This is a genomic window from Streptomyces rubellomurinus (genome assembly GCF_000961885.1).
Lineage (GTDB): Bacteria > Actinomycetota > Actinomycetes > Streptomycetales > Streptomycetaceae > Kitasatospora > Kitasatospora rubellomurina.
Genome location: NZ_JZKH01000043.1, coordinates 45342 through 65089, shown reverse-complemented (window position 1 = coordinate 65089; position 19748 = coordinate 45342). Strand labels below are relative to the sequence as shown.

The following is a 19748-nucleotide window of genomic DNA, read 5'->3' as shown; positions in this document are numbered from 1 at the left end:
CGCAACCGGCCGAGCTGACGCTCCCCGGCGCGGGGCCGGCGGGGTGGCGGCGGGCTGCTCCGGGCGGGAGTCGCGGGAGTCGGTGCTGCTCATGGTGATCCGTCCTCCAACAGGGATGGGGAGACTGCTCGGCGGTGCGGCGGGGTTCGGTACGGCCACCAGGTGGCGGTGCTGCCCGGAGGTGAGGGCGAGCCGTTCGCGGACGGCGGCCTCGGCGAGCGCGTGGCAGCGGCCGGCCAGCCGGGAGCGGCGGGCCCGCTCGTGCTGCCCGCAGGGCTGCCGGGTGAGCCCGCGCAGCGCGGTGAGGTCCTCGGGCCCGGGCAGGTACCCGTCCGCCACGGCCTCCTCCAGCCGTTCCAGGTACCCGGTCGCGCCGCCGGGCAGGGCGGAGCGGTAGCGGCCGAGGTCGGCGAGCAGGAAGGCGCGCAGCCGGCCGCCCTCCTGGACGGCCTCGTCGATCGCCTCGGTCAGGTACAGCGCGTCCTGGACGTCCTCGGCCCACAGCTCGGCACCCGGGCCGGTGCAGGCGGTGCGGTCGGGCCCCTGGAGGTGGACGGGGACGGCGGGGTGCAGGGCGTGGGCGAGGGCGCGGCGCAGCACGCGGACTTCGTCGGCGCTGAAGGCCATGCCGCCGCGCGATCCGTGTGGCGTAGGCATGGGTTGACACTACGTGAGGAATATCCGATTTGTCGGTAACGTCGCGCCGAACAACCCACGATCGGCCGGACGGGAGGAACCGCCCGGACCCGACCGGCCCCGCGCCGGGGAGCGTCAGCTCGGCCGGTTGCGTTCGTAGACGAGCCGCAGGCCGATCAGGGTCAGCCAGGGCTCGTGGACGTCGATGGTGGTGGCCTCGCCGAGGACCAGCGTCGCCAGGCCGCCGGTGGCGATCACCTGGACGTCGTCCGGGTCCTTGGCCAGCTCCCGGGCCATCCGCTCGACTAGGCCGTCGACCTGCCCGGCGAAGCCGTACAGGATGCCGGACTGCATGCCCTCGACGGTGTTCTTGCCGATCACGTTGCGCGGGCGGGCCAGCTCGATCTTGCGCAGCTGGGCGCCGCGCATGCCGAGCGCCTCGACGGAGATCTCGATGCCGGGGGCGATCGCGCCGCCGACGTAGTCGCCGCGGGCGTTGACCGCGTCGAAGGTGGTCGCGGTGCCGAAGTCGACCACGATGCACGGCCCGCCGTACAGGTGGTTGGCGGCCAGCGCGTTGACGATCCGGTCGGCGCCGACCTCCTTGGGGTTGTCCATCAGGACGTGCACCCCGGTCTTCACGCCGGGCTCCACGATCACCGCGGGGACGTCGCCGTAGTAGCGGCGGGTCACCTCGCGGAGCTCGTGGAGCACGGCGGGAACGGACGAGCAGATCGCCAGCCCCTCCACCACGGCCTCCCGGACCGCGGCGTGGTTGCCCATCAACCCCTGCAGCAGCACCGCCAGTTCATCGGCCGTGCGGCGCGGATCGGTGGAGATCCGCCAGTGTTCCACCACGTCCTCGCCGTCGAACAGGCCGAGTGTGGTCTGGGTGTTGCCGACGTCGATGGTGAGGAGCACGGGGACGCTTTCTGCGAGTCGGGACGGGTCTGCGGTCGACTCCGGACGGTCAGGCGCGCAGGTCCAGGCCGATGTCCAGGACCGGCGAGGAGTGGGTGAGCGCGCCCACGGCCAGGAAGTCGACACCAGTCTGGGCGACCTCGCGCGCGGTGGCCAGGGTCAGCCCGCCGGAGGCCTCCAGCCTGGCCCGGCCCGCCACCAGCGCGACGGCCTCCTTCAGCTGCTCGACGGAGAAGTTGTCCAGCAGGATGAGGTCGGCCCCGGCGTCCAGCACCGGCGCGATCTGCTCCAGGGTGTCCACCTCGATCTCGACCGGCAGCTCCGGGTAGGCGGCCCGGACGGCCCGGAAGGCCTCGGCCACGCCGCCGGCCGCGACCACGTGGTTGTCCTTCACCAGCGCGGCGTCCGAGAGCGCCATCCGGTGGTTGGCGCCGCCGCCGCAGCGCACCGCGAACTTCTCCAGCGCGCGCAGGCCCGGGGTGGTCTTGCGGGTGTCCCGGACGACGGCGCCGGTGCCCTCCAGGGCGTCCGCCCAGGCCCGGGTCGCGGTGGCGATGCCGGACAGGTGGCAGAGCAGGTTGAGGGCGCTGCGCTCGGCGGTGAGCAGGTCGCGGGTGCGGGAGCGGATCGACAGCAGCACCTGGCCGGCCTCGACCCGGTCGCCGTCCTCGACGTGCCGCTCGACCTCGAACTCCTCCTCGCAGACCAGCGAGACGACGGCCTCGGCGATCCGCAGGCCGGCCACCACGCCGCCCTCGCGGGCGGTGAAGTCGGCGGTGGCGACGGCGTCGGCGGGCACGGTGGCCACCGAGGTGACGTCCTCGCCGCCGGCCAGGTCCTCGGCCAGCGCCAGGGTGGCGATGTCCTCGACCTCGACCGGGTCCAGCCCGGCGTTCTCCAGCAGCTCCGCCAACTGCGGGTCCAGGCCGGTCTCGTAGCCCTCGCCGTCCCCGCAGGCGCAGCCGTCGCCGCAGCCGCCCTGGTCGGCCAGGGGGAGTTCCTCGTGGGAGTGGGTCATGGTTCTACTGCTCCTCAGGGGTGCTGACAAGGTCGCCGGAGGCGGCGAGGGTGGTGATCAGGTGGCGCCGCCAGTGGGCGTCGTCGCGCTCGGGGAAGTCCTCGCGCCAGTGGCAGCCGCGGGTCTCCTCGCGCTGCGCGGCCGCCGCGACCAGGGCGGTGGCGACCGTCAGCAGGTTGGCGGCCTCCCAGGTTTCCACCCGGGGGTCGGCCGGCTTCTCCTCGGCCACGTGCGCGTACGCCTGCTCGGCGATCAGCGCGAGCCCGGCCGCGGCCTCGGCCATCGAGGCGGCCGAGCGCACCACGCCCGCGCCGCGCGACATCAGCCGCTGGATCTCGGCGCGCGCCTCGGAGGCCGGCAGCGGCACCGCGCGGGCGGCCTGCGCGGCGGCGACGTCCACGGTGCGCTCGGGCAGTTCGCCGGCCGCGTGCAGCTCGGCCAGGTCGGCGGCGATCCGCTCGGCGAAGACCAGGCCCTCCAGCAGGGAGTTGGAGGCCAGCCGGTTGGCGCCGTGCACCCCGGTGCAGGCGACCTCGCCGCAGGCGTACAGGCCGGGGACGGAGCTGCGGCCGTGCCGGTCGGTCCGGACGCCGCCGGAGGCGTGGTGCGAGGCCGGGGAGATCGGGATCGGCTCGGTGACCGGGTCGATGCCGTGGGCGCGGCAGGCGGCGAGGATGGTCGGGAAGCGGTGCTCCCACATCTCGGCGCCGAAGTGCCGCCCGTCCAGGTACATGTGGTCGGCGCCCTGCTCCTGCATGCGCCGGGTGATCGCCTTGGCGACGATGTCGCGCGGGGCCAGCTCGGCCAGCTCGTGCTGCCCGACCATGAAGCGCACGCCGTCCGCGTCCACCAGGTGGGCGCCCTCGCCGCGCACGGCCTCGGAGACCAGCGGCTGCTGGCCCTCGGCCTCCGGGCCGAGCCAGAGCACGGTCGGGTGGAACTGGACGAACTCCAGGTCGGTGACGGCGGCGCCGGCCCGCAGCGCCAGGGCCACGCCGTCGCCGGTGGAGACCGGCGGGTTGGTGGTGGCGGAGAAGACCTGGCCCATGCCGCCGGTGGCGAGCACCACCGCGCGGGCCCGGACGGCGCCGACGCCGTCGCGCGCGCCCTCGCCCATCACGTGCAGGGTCAGCCCGGCGGCGTGGCCCTCGGCGTCGGTCAGCAGGTCGAGGACGAGGGCGTGCTCGATCAGTTCGAGGTCCGGGTCCTCGCGGACGGCGGCGACCAGGGCGCGGGAGACCTCCGCGCCGGTGGCGTCCCCGCCCGCGTGCACGATCCGGCGGCGGTGGTGGCCGCCCTCGCGGGTGAGCAGGATCTCGCCGTCCTCGTCGCGGTCGAAGTCGGCGCCGACCGCGATCAGCCGGCGGACGGCGTCCGGGCCCTCGGTGACGAGGGTGCGCACGGCCTCCTCGTCGCAGATCCCGGCGCCGGCCACCAGGGTGTCGTCCAGGTGCTGCTCGGGGGTGTCCCCCTCACCCAGGGCGGCGGCTATGCCGCCCTGGGCCCAGCGGGTCGAGCCTTCGTCCAGCACCGCCTTGGTGACCACCATGGCCCGCAGGCCGGCCTTGCGGACGTTGAGCGCGACGGTGAGTCCGGCGACGCCGGAGCCGACCACGACCACGTCGGTGGTGGCGGTCCAGCCGGGGGCCGGGGCGGTGAGGCGATGCGTAACGGACATGGCTCAGTGGCTCCTTCAGTGCGTGGCCGAGGTGGCCGCGCCGTCCCCGTCACGGTACGCCGCGTCCCCGCGCAGCAGTCCGCTGCCCTCCGGGGCGTCCGCCGGGTCGCCGCCCATGCCGGTGATCCGGTTCCGCTCGTCCACGAAGACGACCTTCGGCTGGTAGCCCTTGGCCTCGGCCGTGTCCATCTGCCCGTAGGCGATGAGGATGACCAGGTCGCCGGGGTGGACCAGGCGGGCGGCCGCGCCGTTGATGCCGATCACGCCGGTGCCGCGCGGGCCGGCGATGGTGTACGTCTCCAGCCGGGCGCCGTTGTTGATGTCGACGATGTGGACCAGCTCGCCGGGGAGCAGGTCGGCGGCGTCGAGCAGGTCCTCGTCCACCGTGACGGAGCCGACGTAGTGCAGGTCGGCCTGGGTCACGGTGGCCCGGTGGATCTTGGACTTGAGCATGGTGCGGAGCATTGCGGGTCACGCCTCCTGTGAGTGCATGCCTGAGAGGGGAAGAGCTCTTCGTGAACTACCGGACGATGATGCGGACGTTGTCGATCAGGCGGGTCGAGCCCACCTTCGCGGCGACGGCCAGCACCGCCTCGCCCTGGAAGTCGTCCGCCGCCTCGGTGAAGTCGTGCGGGTCGATCAGGGCGAGGTAGTCGAGGTCGACACCCTCGGCGGTGTCGAGCGCGGCCGCGGCGGCTTCGCGCACGGCCTTCGGGCCCTGCGCGGCGACGTCCCGGCCGGCGAACAGGGCCTTGGAGAGGGCGAGGGCGCGGGTGCGCTCCTCCTCCGAGAGGTAGCGGTTGCGCGAGGAGCGGGCCAGCCCGTCCTCCTCGCGGACGGTCGGCACGCCGACGATCTCCACGTCGAAGTCCAGGTCGGCCACCATCCGCTGGATGATCGCCAGCTGCTGGGCGTCCTTCTCGCCGAAGAAGGCGTAGTCCGGGTCCGTGATGTGCAGCAGCTTGGCGACGACGGTGAGCACCCCGTCGAAGTGGCCCGGGCGGGTGGCGCCCTCGAAGCGCTCGCCCATCGGGCCGGCCGCCAGCCGCACCTGCGGCTCGCCGTTGGGGTAGACCTCGTCGACGGACGGGGCGAAGACCACGTCGGCGCCGTTCTCCTCGGCCAGCTTCACGTCGGCGTCGAGGGTGCGCGGGTAGCGGTCCAGGTCCTCGCCGGCGCCGAACTGCAGCGGGTTGACGAAGACCGTCACCGCGACCCGGCCCTCCGGGCCGACCTGCTTGCGGGCGGCGCGGACCAGCGCGGCGTGGCCCTCGTGCAGCGCGCCCATGGTCATCACGACGGCGTTGTCCACCGGCCGCTCGTCGGGCCAGAACGCGGCCTCGAAGTCGTCCACGGTGTTCGTGACGATCGCCCGGTGGACCTTGGGCGTCCGCTGGGCCTTGCTCGGCTGCTTACCGCGTGCCATCTAGCGCTTCTCCTCGTTCAGTACGTCCAGCAGCGCCGCCGCCGACGCTTCGTCGATCGTCCCGCCGGCGAGTGCCCGCTGCGCGGTGGCGCGGGCCATCGCCCGGTAGGCCGCCGGGATGTCCGGGGACACCGTACTGAGCTGCGCCAGGTGGCGCCGTACGGTGCCCGCGTCGCCCCGGGCGACCGGGCCGGTGAGGGCCGCGTCGCCGGAGCGCAGGCTGTTGTCCAGGGCCGCGCCGAGCAGCGGGCCGAGCATCCGGCCGGGCTCGGCGACGCCGGCCGTGCGCAGCAGCTCCATGGCCTGCGCGACCAGGGTGACCAGGTGGTTCGCGCCGTGCGCGAGGGCCGTGTGGTAGAGCGGGCGGACGTCCTCGGGCACCCACTCGGGCTCGCCGCCCATCTCCACCACCAGCGCCTCGGCGACCGGCCGCAGCTCCTCGGGGGCGGTCACGCCGAACGGGCAGCCGGCCAGCCGCGCCAGGTCGACGGAGGTGCCGGTGAAGGTCATCGCCGGGTGCAGCGCGAGCGGCAGCGCCCCGGCCCGGGTGGCGGGCTCCAGGACGGCGACGCCGTGCGCGCCGGAGGTGTGCACGAGCAGCTGGCCGGGGCGGACGGCCCCGGTCGCGGCCAGGCCGGCCACCAGGTCGGCCAGCGCGTCGTCCGGGACGGTCAGCAGGACGAGGTCGGCGGCGGCCAGCACCTGCGGCGGGGTGACGATCCGCACGCCCGGCAGCAGCGCCTCGGCGCGCCGGCGGGAGGTGGCGGACACCCCGGACGCGGCGACCACCGTGTGCCCCGCGAGCTGCAGCGCGGCGCCCAGCGCGGGGCCGACCCGCCCGGTGCCCACCACGCCCACGGCGAGGCGGGCCGGTCGGTTGCCGGGGTCGCTCGGATCGCCGAAGCCGTCGTCGAAGGTGTTCACGCGCCACCCTTGTCCTGAATGACCGTTCCGGTCCGCTGCGGGTACCGGACGTACCGCCCCAGTCTACGGGGGCGTCAGTCCGTCCACGGGGGTGTCAGTCCGTCGCCCCGGCCCGGATCAGCCCGGCCTCGTACGCCAGCACCACGGCCTGCACCCGGTCGCGCAGGCCGAGCTTGGCCAGGATGCGGCCGACGTGGGTCTTCACGGTGGCCTCGGAGAGCACCAGCCGGGCCGCGATCTCGCCGTTCGACAGCCCCTGGGCGACCAGCAGGAACACCTCCCGCTCGCGCTCGGTCAGCGGGGCGACGACGTCCGAGCCGGGCGTGCTCTGCGGGGTGGGCAGCACCTCGGCGAAGCGGTCGATCATCCGGCGGGTGGTGGTCGGGGCGACCACCGCGTCCCCGCCGTGCACCGCGCGGATCGCGGCCACCAGCTCGGTCGGCGGGACGTCCTTGAGCAGGAAGCCGCTGGCCCCGGCCTTGAGCGCGGCGAAGGCGTACTCGTCCAGGTCGAAGGTGGTGAGGATGAGCACCCGCGGGGCGCCCGGCAGCGGGCTGCCGTCCTCCGCCAGGCAGATCCGCCGGGTGGCCTGCACGCCGTCCAGGCGCGGCATCCGGACGTCCATCAGGATCACGTCCACCGACGTGTGCCGCAGCTTCTCCAGGGCCTGGACACCGTCGCCCGCCTCGGCGGCGATCTCGATGTCGCCCTGCGACTGCAGGATCATCCGGAAGCCGGTGCGCAGCAGTTCCTGGTCGTCGACGAGCATCACGCGGATGGTCAAGGGGGCTCTCCTCGGAGGGGTCAGTGTGCTGCCTTGAGCGGGAGGACGGCGCGGATGCGGAAGCCGCCGCCGGGGCGCGGGCCGACGTCCAGGCTGCCGCTGACCATGCCGACCCGCTCGCGCATGCCGATCAGGCCGTGGCCGGGGCCGTCGGTGCCGTGGGCGGTGAGCTGCTCGTCGGTGGTGCCGCGCCCGTCGTCCTCGACCAGGACGGCGAGTTCGCGCTCGCCGAAGTCGACGGCGACCCGGGCGTGGGCGTGCGGGCCGCCGTGCTTGCGGACGTTGGTGAGGGCTTCCTGGACGATCCGGTAGACGGTGAGCTCGACGCCGCGCGGGAGTTCGCGCGGCTGGCCCGAGGTGTCGTAGTCGACGTGCAGGCCGGCCGTGCGGACCTGTTCGAGCAGCTCCGGCAGCTCCTCGACGCCCGGCTGCGGCAGGTACTCCTCGGCCGAGGAGTCGGAGGTGCGCAGCACGCCCAGCAGGCGGCGCATCTCGGTGAGCGCCTGCCGGCCGGTGGTGGCGATGGTGCCGAGCGCCTGCTTGGCCTGCTGCGGGGAGTTGTCGAGCACGTACGCGGCGCCGTCCGCCTGGACGATCATCACCGAGACGTTGTGCGCGACCACGTCGTGCAGTTCGCGGGCGATCCGGGCGCGCTCGGCGGCGACGGCGACCTTCGCCTGGGCGTCCCGCTCGCGCTCCAGCCGGGCGGCGCGGTCCTCCAGCTCGGTCAGGTAGGCGCGGCGCACCCGGGTCAGCCGGCCCCACGCCCAGCACAGGATGAACGGCGTGCTCATCAGCAGCGTGATCAGCATCGCCTCGCCGATGCCGTACGGGTGCGTGTGCACCTCGCCGGCCTCCACCGTGGTCTTCATCGGGTTCATCCGCCAGAACACCAGCGGGCCGGCGGCCAGGCCGGCGGCCAGCGCCAGCCGGGAGGTCCACTTCTGGCCGAAGGCGGCGCCGGTGTAGGCGAAGACCAGGTAGGCGATGGAGGACCCGCCCGGTTCGACGTCGGCGACCACCTGGCCGACCGCGATGCCGGTGGCGGCGCCCACGGTGACGTCGGGGAAGCGGCGGCGGAAGACCATCAGCAGCGGCAGCAGCACCGCGACCAGGACCTGGGCGTCGAAGCGCCAGCCGCTGTCGGGGTAGTCGGCGTTCGGCAGCAGGCCGAGGAACAGCACGATCGCCGCCCAGGCGGCGTCGACCACCATGGGGTGACGGCGGAGCCAGGCGTTGAGTCGATGCACCTCTCCAGCGTAGGCAGTCGCGCACGGTGCCCAGGTCAGCCGGTAGGGCGATCCGCTCCTACTCCGTAGGTCGGAGACGTCCCGGTGCCGGTTCCGAGGGGCGGCCCGGAGCCCGGTAGCGTCCCCGTCCATGACGTGGATGCGGTGGGCGCCCGCCATGGAACAGGCGCTGTACGACCCGGCCGGCGGTTTCTACCACCGGCCGGAGGGCCCGGCCGGGCACTTCCGCACCTCGGTGCACGCCTCGCCCAGGTTCGCCCGCGCGGTGGCCCGGCTGCTGGTCGAGGTTGACGCGGCCCTCGGCCGGCCGGCGGAGCTGGCCCTGGTCGACGTCGGGGCCGGGCGCGGCGAACTGCTCACCGGGGTGCTGGCCGAACTGCCCGGCGAGGTGCTGGCGCGGCTGCGCCCGTACGGCGTGGAGATCGCCGGGCGCCCCGCCGCACTGCCGTCCACAGCCCTGTGGACGGACGAGCCGCCGCGCGGTGTCACCGGGCTGCTGTTCGCCAACGAGTGGCTGGACAACGTGCCGCTGGACGCCGGGGAAGTGGACGAGGACGGGGTGCTGCGCTACGTCGAGGTGGACACTGCCACCGGTGAGGAGCGCTCCGGCGAGCCGGTGTCGGCGGCCGACGCGGCCTGGGCCGAGCGCTGGTGGCCGGTCGAACACCCCGGGGACGTCGTGGAGTTCGGCGGCCCCCGGGACGCCGCCTGGGCGCGGGCCGTCGCCGGGCTGGAGCGCGGCCTGGCCGTCGCCGTCGACTACGGGCACACGGCGCGGCGGCGGCCGTTCGCCGGGACGTTCGCCGGGTTCCGGGACGGCCGCGAGGTGGCGCCGGTGCCGGACGGCTCCTGCGACGTGACGGCGCACGTCGCGCTGGACTCGATCGCCGTCCCCGGTCTCCACAGCCTGTGGACGACCCAGCGCGAGGCCCTGCGCGCCCTCGGCGTGAGCGGCGAACGCCCGCCGCTGGCCCTCGCCTCCACCGACCCGGCGGCCTACCTGCGGGCGCTCGGCGGCGCGGGGGAGGGGGCCGAACTCACCGACCCGGCCGGGCTGGGCGGCTTCGGGTGGGTCCTGCAGGCCGTCCGCATGCCGGTACCTCTGACCCTGGAGGCCCTGCCGGGATGGCAGACTCTGGGGGCATGAGGGAGACCACGGTCGGCATCGGGGCGGGAGCCGAGAACGTCACGGGCGAGGCGGGCACCACCGACATGGTGCTCAACATCGGCCCGCAGCACCCCGCCACGCACGGCGTGCTGCGGCTGCGCCTGCTGCTGGACGGTGAGCGGATCGTCACCGCCGAGCCGGTGATCGGCTACATGCACCGCGGCGCGGAGAAGCTGTTCGAGGCCCGGGACTACCGGCAGATCATCATGCTGGCCAACCGGCACGACTGGCTCTCCGCCTTCTCCAACGAACTCGGCGTCGTGCTCGGCGTCGAGCGGATGCTCGGCATGGAGGTCCCCGAGCGGGCGGTGTGGCTGCGCACCCTGCTCGCCGAGCTGAACCGGGTGCTCAACCACCTGATGTTCCTCGGCTCCTACCCGCTGGAGCTCGGCGGGATCACCCCGATCTTCCACGCCTTCAACGGCCGCGAGGAGCTCCAGCACGTGCTGGAGGAGGCCTCCGGCGGGCGGATGCACTACATGTTCAACCGGGTCGGCGGCCTCAAGGAGGACGTCCCGGCGGGCTGGCTCGGCCGGGTCCGCGCCGCCATGACCGCCGTCCGCGCGCAGCTGCCGGCCATCGAGGACCTCGTCCTCGGCAGCGAGATCTTCCGCGCCCGCACCGCCGGCGTCGGCGTCCTCACCCGGGCGCAGGCCGAGGCGTACGGCGTCAGCGGCCCGATCGCCCGGGCCAGCGGCCTCGACTTCGACCTGCGCCGCGACGAGCCCTACCTCGCGTACGGCTCCGAGGAGCTGCGGCAGGTGCTCACCGTGGTCACCCGCGAGGAGGGCGACTGCCTGGCCCGCTTCGAGTGCCTGCTGGAGCAGACCGTCAACTCGCTGGACCTCGCCGACGCCTGCCTCGACAAGCTCGCCACCCTGCCGCCCGGCCCGGTCAACCAGCGGCTGCCCAAGGTGCTCAAGGCGCCCGAGGGCAGCACCTACACCTGGACCGAGAACCCGCTCGGGATCAACGGCTACTACCTGGTCTCGCGCGGCGACAAGACGCCGTGGCGGCTCAAGCTGCGCTCGGCGTCGTTCAACAACGTCCAGGCGCTGACCGAACTGCTGCCGGGCACGCTGGTCGCGGACATGGTGGCGATCCTCGGGTCGATGTTCTTCGTGGTCGGGGACATCGACAAGTAGGCCGGCGCGGGGGCGCTACTTGTTGTTCTTCTTCCGGGCGGGGTCGGCCGGGTGCGGGGCCACCTTGCGGTCGCCCTTGGTGGCGATCCGCTCCTCGCACAGCCGCGCCAGCACGCCGTACGCCGCCTTGCCCATCAGCTCGGTGAGCTCCGGGCGGTAGCTGACGTACACCGGCTCGGCGCCCTGGTGCGCGGCCGGGGCGCCGGTGCACCACCAGTGCAGGTCGTGGCCGCCCGGCCCCCAGCCGCGGCGGTCGTACTCGCCGATCGAGACCTGCAGGTAGCGGGTGTCGTCCGGGCGGTCGATCCAGTCGTAGGTGCGGCGGATCGGCAGCTGCCAGCAGACGTCCGGCTTGAACTCCAGCGGCTCGTGGCCCTCCTTGAGGGCGAGCGCGTGCAGCGCGCAGCCGGCGCCGCCCGCGAAGCCGGGGCTGTTCACGAAGATGCAGGCGCCGTTGACCCGGCGGGTCTGGCGGTCACCGTCCTCGTCCAGCATGGTGATGCCGCCGTCCGACTTCAGCCGGCCCTTGGCGTCGGTGCCCTCGGCGAAGTTCTCCCACAGCTCGGGCGTCAGCCGGGCCGCGTGCTTCAGGACGCGCTTCTCGTCGTCCTCGTCCGAGTAGTGCGCGCCCAGCGTGCAGCAGCCGTCCGAGGCGCCGCGGCCCTCGCGGATGCCGTGGCAGCCCTGGCCGAACACGCAGGACCAGCGGGAGGTCAGCCAGGTCAGGTCGCAGCGGAAGACCTGCTCCGAGTCGTCCGGGTCGGCGAACTCGACCCAGGCGCGGGGGAAGTCCAGCGGGACCTCGTCGCGCGGGATCTCGCGGCGCAGCGTCGGCATCGCGAGGTCGACGGGGGCTGGGGTGGAAGCGGGGGCGGAGGCGGCCTCGGGCTTCGCCTTGGCCTTCTTCTTGGACGTTTCTGCTGGTGCCACCCGGCAAGGGTAGAGCTTTCCCGGCGTACCGGGCGGAACGGGAGGGTGGCGTCCCGCCCGGCGTCGGGGTGAAGGGGGAGTGAAGAGGCGCCTCGCCGCCACCGGTACGCGGCGCCGGGGTGCCTAGGATGGCGGCCGGTCGAGCGGGAGGTACGGGGATGGCGAGCGGCGACAAGGCTTCCGGCGCACCGGAGTTCGTCCTCAAGCCGTGGGAACTGCACGGCGAGGGGCGGGAGTTCGAGAAGGTCGGGCGCGAGCTGGCGAAGGCCGTGGGCGCCCTGGAGCGGGGGCTCGCCGCACTCGGTGCCCCCTGGGGAACGGACGGACCGGGCGGTGCCTTCGCCGCCGCCTGGGGCCCGGCGCACGGCGAACTCGCCGGTGGGCTGCGGGGGTTGTCCACCCGGCTCGGGCAGGTCGGGGCCGGGCTGCACGCGATGGCCGGGCGGACGGCGGACGCGGACACCTCGGCGGCGACCGGGTTCGGCGCGGGGGCGGCGGTTCCCCCGCGACCGGCAACCCCCGGGGCGGCGCCGACCGTCCTCACGGACATGTCGGTCTGACGGCACCGGCCCGAACGGGAGGACGCGCGTGTCCCGGAAACTGCCCGAGGAACTCGTCCCGGCCCTGGCGAGGACCGGCCGTCACTGGCCGCAGGCCGACGAGGACGGCCTGCGCAAGGCCGCCGCGCTGTGGCGGGAGTTCGCCGCCGAGGCGGAGGGGGCCGCCCGTCGCTGCGGCGAGTCCGTCCGGCGGGTGACCGCCGACAACTCCGGCCACGCCGTCGAGGCCTTCGCCGCGTACTGGCAGGCGTTCAGCGGCGGAGGCAAGGGCCACCTGGACGACGCGCACACGGCGGTCGGCCTGGTCGCCACCGCCTTCGACACGGCCGCCCGGGCGGTGGACGGCTGCAAGGCCGAGATCACCACGACCCTGCGGCAGCTCGCCGCGGAACTGAAGCAGGCCGAGGAAGCCGCGGCGACGGCCGAGGCCAAGGGCGAGACCGAGGGCGGGGCCAAGGCTGAGGCGGCGCCGGTCGCCACCGCCTCGGCCACCGGCAACGGCGTCGTCGTGGGCGGCGCGGTCGTGGGCGGCGAGAAGGGCCTCGGCGGCTTCGCCGGCCTCGCGGGCAAGGTCAGGACCGCCGCCACCGCGCAGGTCGCCGGGGCGGTGGAGGCCGTCGCCGTCGAGGCCGCCGGACTGAAGATCGACGGCCTGCTCACCGAACTCGGCCGCGCCATGAAGGACGCCATGGCCACCGCCCTCAAGGACCCGTCGGCCGTCCACCTGCTCCGGCTCGGCCCCGACACCGGGCACGGGCACGGCCACGGCACCCGGGTCACCGCCGCCTCCTACCGCGGCGGAGGCGTCGACCCGCTCGGCACCGGGCTCGTCCTGCTCACCGGCGAGGACGGCAGGCAGGTCGTCGGCGTGCCCGGGCTGAGCGTCGAGCTCGACGAGCACGGGCAACCGGTGCTCGGCGCGGACGGCAGGCCGGTGATCCTGCGGGCGGACGGTACGCCGGTCGCCGACGCCGCCGGGCTGCAGGTCCTCACCGGGCCGGACGGCAAGCCCGTCGTCGGGGCGCAGGCCGTCGATCGCGCGGATGACGAGAGGGGCAGGCCGCCGGGCAGCCCGTTGGCAGTGGCCTCGGCCGTCGTGGCCGAGGCGGCGCCGGCCGCCGCCCGGGATGTTGCCGGGGAGGTCGCCGGGGGCGTTGCCGGGGACGTCACTGACAGCGCGCCTGCCGCGCCCGCGGCCGTGCGCGGCGGGCACCGGGCCGTGACCGCCGCCGCCGACTGGTCGCCGCCGCCCGCGCGCGACGACGGACCGGCATGGGGCGACGGACACCAGCGGACCCCCGCCGCGCCCGCCGCGCCCGCCGCGCCCGCCCACCCGAGCGGCGGCTCGGCGGGGTGGCCGGACGGGGACTACCCGCTGGCCGCACCGGCGTCCGGCGGGGGCGGCACGCCGGTCACCGTACGGACGGACTCGGTCGCCGCACCGCCCGCCGCACCGCCCGCCCCCGCGCCCGCCGCCGGGCCGTGGGTCGGCCCGGCGCCGGAGGCCCCGGCGGCTGTGCGGCAGGTCGGCATGCCCGCGTCGTTCGGGACGCCGGTGGCCGGCGGCTATCCGGTGCCCGGCGTCGTCCCGCCGGTCGGTCCCGGGCCGCTCGCGGGCGCCGGGCCCGCGCCCGCGGTGCCGCCAGGCGCGGCGCCCTTCGGCAGCGGCATCGGGGCCGGGCCCCCGACCGTCCGCACGCCCGCTGCCGGTGCCGTACCGCCCCAGGCGCTGCCGCCGATCATCGGGACGACTCCGGTGGTCGGTACCACCCCGGTGGTCGGGCGGCCAGAACCCCACCACCTCGACGGCCGCCACCTCGACGGCCGCCGCCGCGACGGCACCGGGCCGGCCACCGACCAGAGCCCCCTCTGGGGCGTCGTCCCCGTCACCACCGCGCACGCGACGGTCCTGCGACTCGCCCTGCGCGCTCGGCACGGCGCGGCCCCGGACGAGCTGGCGGCCCGGCCGCGCGCCATCGCCGACAGCCGCCCGTACGGGCTGCCCGGCGGCCTCGCGCCCGTCGACCCCCAGCACCAGGCCGAACTCGAACGCCGCGTGCCCCGGGACGAGAACGGACTGCCCGTCCCCCACCCCGACCCGGCCGCCCCCGGCGACTGGGCCGAGGCCGTCAACGCCGGCGGGTACCGCGAACCGGGGCGCGCCAACAACAGCCTGGAGATCGCGCTCTCCGCCGTCGACACCTACGCCGGCCGCCCCACCTGCGCCGCCCCGCGCATCCCCACCGAGGGCGACGCGGGCGAACGCGGCGGCCGCGACCGCGCCGAACGCGAACTCGGCGCCCCCTTCCAGGACCTCGGCGACGGCGACCAGGCCTTCGACCGCCTCACCGGAGAACTGCGCCGCGCCGGCCACGGCTCCCAGGCACTCCTCCTCACCCTGGACGCCTTCGGCCGCCCGCACGCGTGGAACGCCGTCAACCACCAGGACACCGTCACCTACCTCGACCACCAACTCGCCCGCCGCGCCCCCACGCCCCTCCACCCCGCCACCCACGGCCTCTGGTCCATCACCCTCACCCCCGAAGGCCACCCCCTCGCCCTCACCCCGCCCCGCTGACCGAGCGAGCCGGTTGCCGCCGCACGAGAAGTCGACGGGACCGACTTCCGCTGCGGGCCTCGTCCTGCACGGGAAGCCACCCGGCCCGACGTCACGGGTGGGGCTCGCCGCTGCACCAAAAGTCGGCCGGTTCGACTTCTCGTGCGGGTGAGCTGCGGGGCGGGGAGGGTGCCTCGGCCTGGGATCCCCTGTGGGCCGGTTGCTGCCGCGCCGGAAGTCGGCCCGGCCGACTTCTCGTGCGGGCCTCGTCCTGCACGGGAAGCCACCCGGCCCGATACCACGGGTGGGGCTGGCCGCTGCGCCAAAAGTCGGCCGGTTCGACTTCTCGTGCGGGTGAGGTGCCGGGCAGGGAAGGTGCCTCGGCCGGAGATCCCCTGCGGGCCGGCTGCTGCCGCGCCGGAAGTCGGCCCGGCCGACTTCTCGTGCGGGCCTTTGCGCCCGTGGCCCTCAGCTGCGCGGGGAGTGGCCCGGCCCGATGCCTCGCGTGGGCTCGCCTGCGCCAAAAGTCGGCCGGTTCGACTTCCTGTGCGGGTGAGTTGCCGTACGGGATGCCGCTTGGTCTGGTTGCTTGCGTGGGTGGGTTGCTGCGGCGCGGGCCGGGTGGGCCGAGCTTCGCGCGGCCCCGTGGCCGCCGCGCGAGAAGTCGGTGGGGCCGACTTCTGGTGCAGGCGAGCTGCCGTGGGTGAGGTTGCTGGGCTGGACTTCCGGCGCGGGTTGGTCGCCGTCGCGCAGGAAGTCGGTGGGGTCGACTTTTGGTGCGGGCCTTTGGGCCTGTGGGTCTGTGCTGGGCGCGGAGCTGCCTGGCTGCCGCGCAGGAAGTCGGCCGGGCCGACTTCTCGTGCGGGCCTCGGGCTGGCCGGCGTTTCGGTGCTGGGGGTGTCCTCCGGTTGTGCGGGAAATCGCTGGGGCCGGTGGGGGCGTAGGGTCGCGGCGAGGGGTCGGGGCTGGGGGACGGGGGTGCGTGGGGTGATCTCGTGGGCGCAGGCGGTGGAGGTGGGGAACCGGTGGGTCAACGGGGGTTTGCCGCAGGGGGCCGGGCAGGGGCGTCGGGTCCGTACGTACGAGTTCGAGTGCGGCTGGGTGGTGTGGGCCGAGCCGGTGCCGGTGGTGGTCGATCTGCGGACGGGTGAGCGCCGGGCGCCCGAGGAGGTGGGGGCGGCCTGTGGGGTGGTGGACCGGCTGAGCGGGCGGTTCACGGTGTGGCCGTCCGTGCCGGTGGACGAAGTGGTCGCCCTCTACCGGGACTTCGTGGGCGCGGGCGGCTACGACCCGGCCCTCCCGCCGGTCACCGGCCGGGGCGCCCGGGCCGAGCTGCTCTACCGGGACGCCGCCGGTGAGCCGTGCTCGCTCGCGCTGCGCTCGGCGCCCGGCCGCCCGCATCCGGCGCTGCGCGGCTGGTGGTGGCTGCGCGAGCAGGGCGTGGCGCCCGAGGACGTGCTGGCCGTCCGGACCGACCTGCGGGTGGGCGCCCTGCCCGGCGGCTACTGGGCGTACGCGCTGGCTGCCGAACTCCCGCAGGTCCGGCCGGAGTTCACCCTGCCGTACGGTCCGCGCTTCGACCACCGGGCCGCCGCCGTGCGGGCGCTGCCCGCGCCGGAGGACGGCGGCCCGGCCCGCAACCGGGTGCCGTTCCCGCGCGCCCCGATCGGTACGCGGCCCCCGGCGGAGCCGGACGCGGTGCTGGCGGCCCGGCTGGCCGAGCGGTTCGGCCCGGCCGGGGTGCGGCGTTTCGACCCGGCGGACGTGGCCGGCGCGGGGCTGCCCGGTGAGGCGGCCGCCCTGCTGCGGGCGGTGGGCGTGCCGGTCGCCGTCCCGGGCTTCTTCGCGCTGTACCACCCGGGGGTGCCCGCGATCGCGGACGGGTCCCGCCCGCCCGGCGCGTTGCCCGCCCTGGCCGCCCACCTGGCCGAGCTCGGGCGCGGCACCCGGGCGGCCGAGCGCGAGCGGGCGGCGCTCGACGGCCTGGTGGTGCTCGGGACGGACGGCTGGGCGCTGGTGACCCTGGACGCGGCGGACGGCGCCGTCCGCGCCGTGGACCCGGACGACGCGACGGCCCGCCACTGCAACGCCGACCTGCGCTCCTTCCTCCGCTGCCTGGAGCTGTTCGCCGACCGGCTGCCCGGCCTGCGCGGGCTCGATCCGGCGGCCGCCGGAGTGGCGGTGGACGGGTTGCAGCGTGCTTTGGCGGCGCTGGACGGTACGGTCTTCGACGATCCGGAGAACTGGTGGGCCGTCATCGTCGAGCAATTGTGGGACGGGCTGCTCTGATCGATCCGGGTCGCCGGCCCCGCCCGTTGTGCCTCAGGGAGCCGGACCCGGACGGACCGCCGGGGAACCGAACAGTGCCGTCGAGCGGTCAGACCAGTTCGACGAACCCGCCCGAGCAGGAGCTGGAGCCACCGAGCCGTGACCGCCTCGCCCCGCGCCGCCCAGACGGCCGCCCTCGCCGCGCTCGCGTTCCTGGTGGCCGGGTGCGCCGCCGCCCCCGTGGACGGCCCCGTGCTGCGCAACCGCGCGCAGGCCGCCCCGCCGGCCTGCGACAACCCGCTGGTGGTGGGCCACCGCGGCTCCCCGCGCAGCGCTCCCGAGAACACCATGGCGTCCTTCGAGGCGGCCCTCGACCAGGGCGCGGACTGGTTGGAGACGGACGTCCAGACCACCCGGGACGGCGTGCCGGTGCTGATGCACGACCCGACCGTGGACCGCACCACCAACGGCAAGGGCGCGGTCGCCGACCTGACCGCCGCCCAGATCGCCGCGCTGCGGGTGACGGTCGGCCCCGGCTCGCCCGAGCCGGTGCCCACCCTGGAACAGCTGCTCAAGCGCCTGAGCGGCAGCAACGCCACGCTGCTGATGGAGATCAAGTGGCAGCGCACCCCGGAGGACGTCACCCGGATCGCCCGGATCGCGGCCGCCAGCGGCGCCCACGTCATCCTGTACTCCTTCTCCGCCGACCACCTGCGCCGCGCCCACGCCACCGCCCCCAACCTGCCGGTGGTGCTGATCCAGGGCTCCGCGATCGCCGAGAACCCGGGCGACCTGCCGCTGCACGGCCTGGCGCTGGAGACCCCGCTGGCGAGCGCGGCCCGGATCGCCGCCGAGCACCGGGCCGGCCGGGAGGTGTACGTCTGGACGGTCGACGACGAGGAGTCCTGGCAGACCATGGCCGCCCGCGGCGCGGACGGCGTGATCACCGACACCCCCGGCAAGGCCCGCCACTGGTCGGACACGAACTGCCTGCCCGAGCGCCGGGTTTCCGCGCGCGGGCACTGACCGCCCGACGACAACGGGCGCCCGCCGCCACCGAACCGATCGGAACCCGCCCGGAGCCCGATCGGAATCCGCTCGGAACCCGTACCGGAACCGGTCCCGGACCAGCGCGAATACCGCCACAACCGATCTCCCGCCGCCCCCGATCGCGTAACTTGGAGAGTTATGCGACTCGGTGTGCTCGACGTAGGTTCCAACACGGTCCACTTCCTCGTGGTGGACGCCCATCCGGGCGCTGCCCCGCTGCCCGCGTACTCGCACAAGGCCGAGCTGCGCCTGGCCGAACTGCTCGACGAGGACGGCGCGATCAGCGAAACCGGCGTCGAGCGGCTGGTCGGCCACATCGCCTCCTCGCTGCGGGTGGCCGAGGACAAGGGCGTCGTCGACATCCTGCCGTTCGCCACCTCCGCCGTCCGCGAGGCCGCCAACGGCGAGGAGGTGCTGCGCCGGGTGGCCGCCGAGACCGGCATCGAGCTGCGGGTGCTGTCCGGCCAGGACGAGGCCCGGCTCACCTTCCTGGCCGTCCGCCGCTGGTTCGGCTGGTCCTCCGGCCGGCTGCTCAACCTGGACATCGGCGGCGGCTCGCTGGAGATCGCCACCGGCCTGGACGAGCAGCCGGACGTCGCCTGCTCGCTGCCGCTGGGCGCCGGGCGGCTGACCGCCCGCTGGCTGCCGGGGGACGTCGCCGACGCGGACGGGCTGCGCGAGCTGAGACGGCACGTCCGGGCCGAGATCGGCACGGTGGTCGGCGAGATCACCCGGCTGGGGCCGCCGCAGCACGCCGTCGCCACCTCCAAGACCTTCAAGCAGCTCGCCCGGATGACCGGCGCCGCCCCCGCCGACGCCGGCCCGTACGCGGACCGCCGGCTCACCCGGGTCGGGCTGTCCGCGTGGCTGCCCCGGCTGTCCGCGATGACCGTCGCCGAGCGGGCGCAGATCCCGGGCGTCTCGGAGGGCCGGGCCAAGCAGCTGCTGGCCGGCGCGATCGTCGCCGACGCCGCGATGGACCTGTTCGGCCTGGACGAGCTGGACGTCTGCCCGTGGGCGCTGCGCGAGGGCATCATCCTGCGCCGCCTGGACCACATGGACACCCCCGCCGACCGGCAGCCCCCGGCGCTCACCGGCTGAGCACGAGCGGCGAACCGGCCGCAGGCGACCGGGCGGGCGACCGGGCGGGCGGACCGCGGCCGCGGCGGCCGGTTCGCGGCCGTCCGCCGGCCACCGGCTCCCCGTTCGCAGCGCGGTCCGCATACGCTGTCTCCCGTGGTGCAACCAGCGGGCGAGGACGGGACGCAGGAGGGCCGCGCTCCCGGGGACGGGCAGCAGCGGCCGGACGGCCCGCGCCGCAAGCTCGGCAAGGCGGTCAAGGGCGCCACGGCGGCGCAGGCCGGGAAGGCCGCGAAGGCCGTCAAGGCGGCCCAGCGCACCGCGAAGAAGGCCGCGCCCAAGAAGGCAGCGGA

17 protein-coding genes are annotated in these 19748 nt (G+C 75.3%); 7 read left to right on the top strand and 10 right to left on the bottom strand.

Annotated features, from left to right (window positions below; genetic code table 11):
• The 9 genes from VM95_RS43765 to VM95_RS21235 form a co-directional block, all read right to left on the bottom strand.
• Positions 1 to 657: hypothetical protein (locus VM95_RS43765; RefSeq protein ID WP_208615500.1), on the bottom strand; the 657-nt coding region annotated here is incomplete at its 3' end.
• Between the two features lie 114 nt (positions 658 to 771).
• Positions 772 to 1557: a type III pantothenate kinase gene (locus VM95_RS21270; RefSeq protein WP_045699238.1), complete on the bottom strand. Its 786-nt coding sequence runs from the start codon at positions 1555 to 1557 to the stop codon at positions 772 to 774.
• A gap of 49 nt (positions 1558 to 1606) precedes the next feature.
• Entirely contained in the window at positions 1607 to 2575 is a 969-nt protein-coding gene (gene nadC, locus VM95_RS21265; protein ID WP_045699236.1) for a carboxylating nicotinate-nucleotide diphosphorylase, read from the bottom strand.
• Positions 2576 to 2579: 4 nt separating this feature from the next.
• Entirely contained in the window at positions 2580 to 4253 is a 1674-nt protein-coding gene (locus VM95_RS21260) for an L-aspartate oxidase (RefSeq protein ID WP_045699234.1), read from the bottom strand.
• Positions 4254 to 4268: 15 nt separating this feature from the next.
• Positions 4269 to 4718 carry an aspartate 1-decarboxylase gene (panD, locus tag VM95_RS21255; protein ID WP_045699232.1) on the bottom strand — a complete coding sequence of 150 codons (450 nt, stop codon included), beginning with the start codon at positions 4716 to 4718 and terminating at the stop codon, positions 4269 to 4271.
• Between the two features lie 55 nt (positions 4719 to 4773).
• Entirely contained in the window at positions 4774 to 5679 is a 906-nt protein-coding gene (gene panC, locus VM95_RS21250) for a pantoate--beta-alanine ligase (protein ID WP_078860286.1), read from the bottom strand.
• Positions 5680 to 6603: a Rossmann-like and DUF2520 domain-containing protein gene (locus VM95_RS21245; protein ID WP_045699229.1), complete on the bottom strand. Its 924-nt coding sequence runs from the start codon at positions 6601 to 6603 to the stop codon at positions 5680 to 5682.
• Between the two features lie 94 nt (positions 6604 to 6697).
• Positions 6698 to 7387, bottom strand: a complete 690-nt coding sequence (locus tag VM95_RS21240; protein WP_045699227.1) for a response regulator — start codon at positions 7385 to 7387, stop codon at positions 6698 to 6700.
• Between the two features lie 20 nt (positions 7388 to 7407).
• Complete coding sequence (locus VM95_RS21235) at positions 7408 to 8637, bottom strand: sensor histidine kinase (RefSeq protein ID WP_045699225.1); 1230 nt, start codon at positions 8635 to 8637, stop codon at positions 7408 to 7410.
• A 130-nt stretch (positions 8638 to 8767) separates the two neighbouring features.
• On the opposite strand from VM95_RS21235, the gene VM95_RS21230 reads away from it, so the two are divergent.
• Together VM95_RS21230 and VM95_RS21225 are read left to right on the top strand one after the other, a co-directional pair.
• The gene (locus tag VM95_RS21230) at positions 8768 to 9784 is read left to right on the top strand and encodes an SAM-dependent methyltransferase (protein ID WP_045699223.1); all 1017 of its coding nucleotides are present in this window, start codon (positions 8768 to 8770) and stop codon (positions 9782 to 9784) included.
• Positions 9781 to 10950: an NADH-quinone oxidoreductase subunit D gene (locus tag VM95_RS21225; RefSeq protein ID WP_045699221.1), complete on the top strand. Its 1170-nt coding sequence runs from the start codon at positions 9781 to 9783 to the stop codon at positions 10948 to 10950. The genes VM95_RS21230 and VM95_RS21225 overlap by 4 nt, the downstream gene beginning before the upstream one ends.
• A gap of 15 nt (positions 10951 to 10965) precedes the next feature.
• Here VM95_RS21225 and VM95_RS21220 read toward each other — a convergent pair whose 3' ends face one another.
• Positions 10966 to 11880, bottom strand: coding sequence for a DUF3109 family protein (locus tag VM95_RS21220; RefSeq protein WP_078860284.1), 915 nt, complete (start codon positions 11878 to 11880; stop codon positions 10966 to 10968).
• A gap of 158 nt (positions 11881 to 12038) precedes the next feature.
• Between VM95_RS21220 and VM95_RS21215 the strand changes: the two genes are divergently transcribed.
• The 5 genes from VM95_RS21215 to VM95_RS21195 all read left to right on the top strand — a co-directional run bounded on the left by VM95_RS21215 (position 12039) and on the right by VM95_RS21195 (position 19416).
• On the top strand, positions 12039 to 12440 hold the full coding sequence (locus VM95_RS21215; RefSeq protein ID WP_045699217.1) for a hypothetical protein: 402 nt from the start codon (positions 12039 to 12041) through the stop codon (positions 12438 to 12440).
• Between the two features lie 28 nt (positions 12441 to 12468).
• Entirely contained in the window at positions 12469 to 15018 is a 2550-nt protein-coding gene (locus tag VM95_RS45255; protein ID WP_052707482.1) for a toxin glutamine deamidase domain-containing protein, read from the top strand.
• 1080 nt (positions 15019 to 16098) lie between these two features.
• Entirely contained in the window at positions 16099 to 17286 is a 1188-nt protein-coding gene (locus VM95_RS21205; RefSeq protein WP_052707481.1) for an SUKH-4 family immunity protein, read from the top strand.
• 138 nt (positions 17287 to 17424) lie between these two features.
• Positions 17425 to 18291 (top strand): glycerophosphodiester phosphodiesterase, encoded by an 867-nt coding sequence (locus VM95_RS21200; protein ID WP_052706495.1) that lies wholly within the window; start codon positions 17425 to 17427, stop codon positions 18289 to 18291.
• Positions 18292 to 18453: 162 nt separating this feature from the next.
• Positions 18454 to 19416 (top strand): Ppx/GppA family phosphatase, encoded by a 963-nt coding sequence (locus VM95_RS21195; protein WP_045699213.1) that lies wholly within the window; start codon positions 18454 to 18456, stop codon positions 19414 to 19416.
• The last annotated feature ends 332 nt before the right edge of the window (positions 19417 to 19748 follow it).

Coding starts and splice junctions, on each gene's coding strand:
- nadC (WP_045699236.1), bottom strand. CDS start 2,575: ATGACCCACTCCCACGAGGAACTCCCCCTGGCCGACCAGGGCGGCTGC.
- VM95_RS21260 (WP_045699234.1), bottom strand. CDS start 4,253: ATGTCCGTTACGCATCGCCTCACCGCCCCGGCCCCCGGCTGGACCGCC.
- panD (WP_045699232.1), bottom strand. CDS start 4,718: ATGCTCCGCACCATGCTCAAGTCCAAGATCCACCGGGCCACCGTGACC.
- panC (WP_078860286.1), bottom strand. CDS start 5,679: ATGGCACGCGGTAAGCAGCCGAGCAAGGCCCAGCGGACGCCCAAGGTC.
- VM95_RS21230 (WP_045699223.1), top strand. CDS start 8,768: ATGACGTGGATGCGGTGGGCGCCCGCCATGGAACAGGCGCTGTACGAC.
- VM95_RS21225 (WP_045699221.1), top strand. CDS start 9,781: ATGAGGGAGACCACGGTCGGCATCGGGGCGGGAGCCGAGAACGTCACG.
- VM95_RS21215 (WP_045699217.1), top strand. CDS start 12,039: ATGGCGAGCGGCGACAAGGCTTCCGGCGCACCGGAGTTCGTCCTCAAG.
- VM95_RS21195 (WP_045699213.1), top strand. CDS start 18,454: ATGCGACTCGGTGTGCTCGACGTAGGTTCCAACACGGTCCACTTCCTC.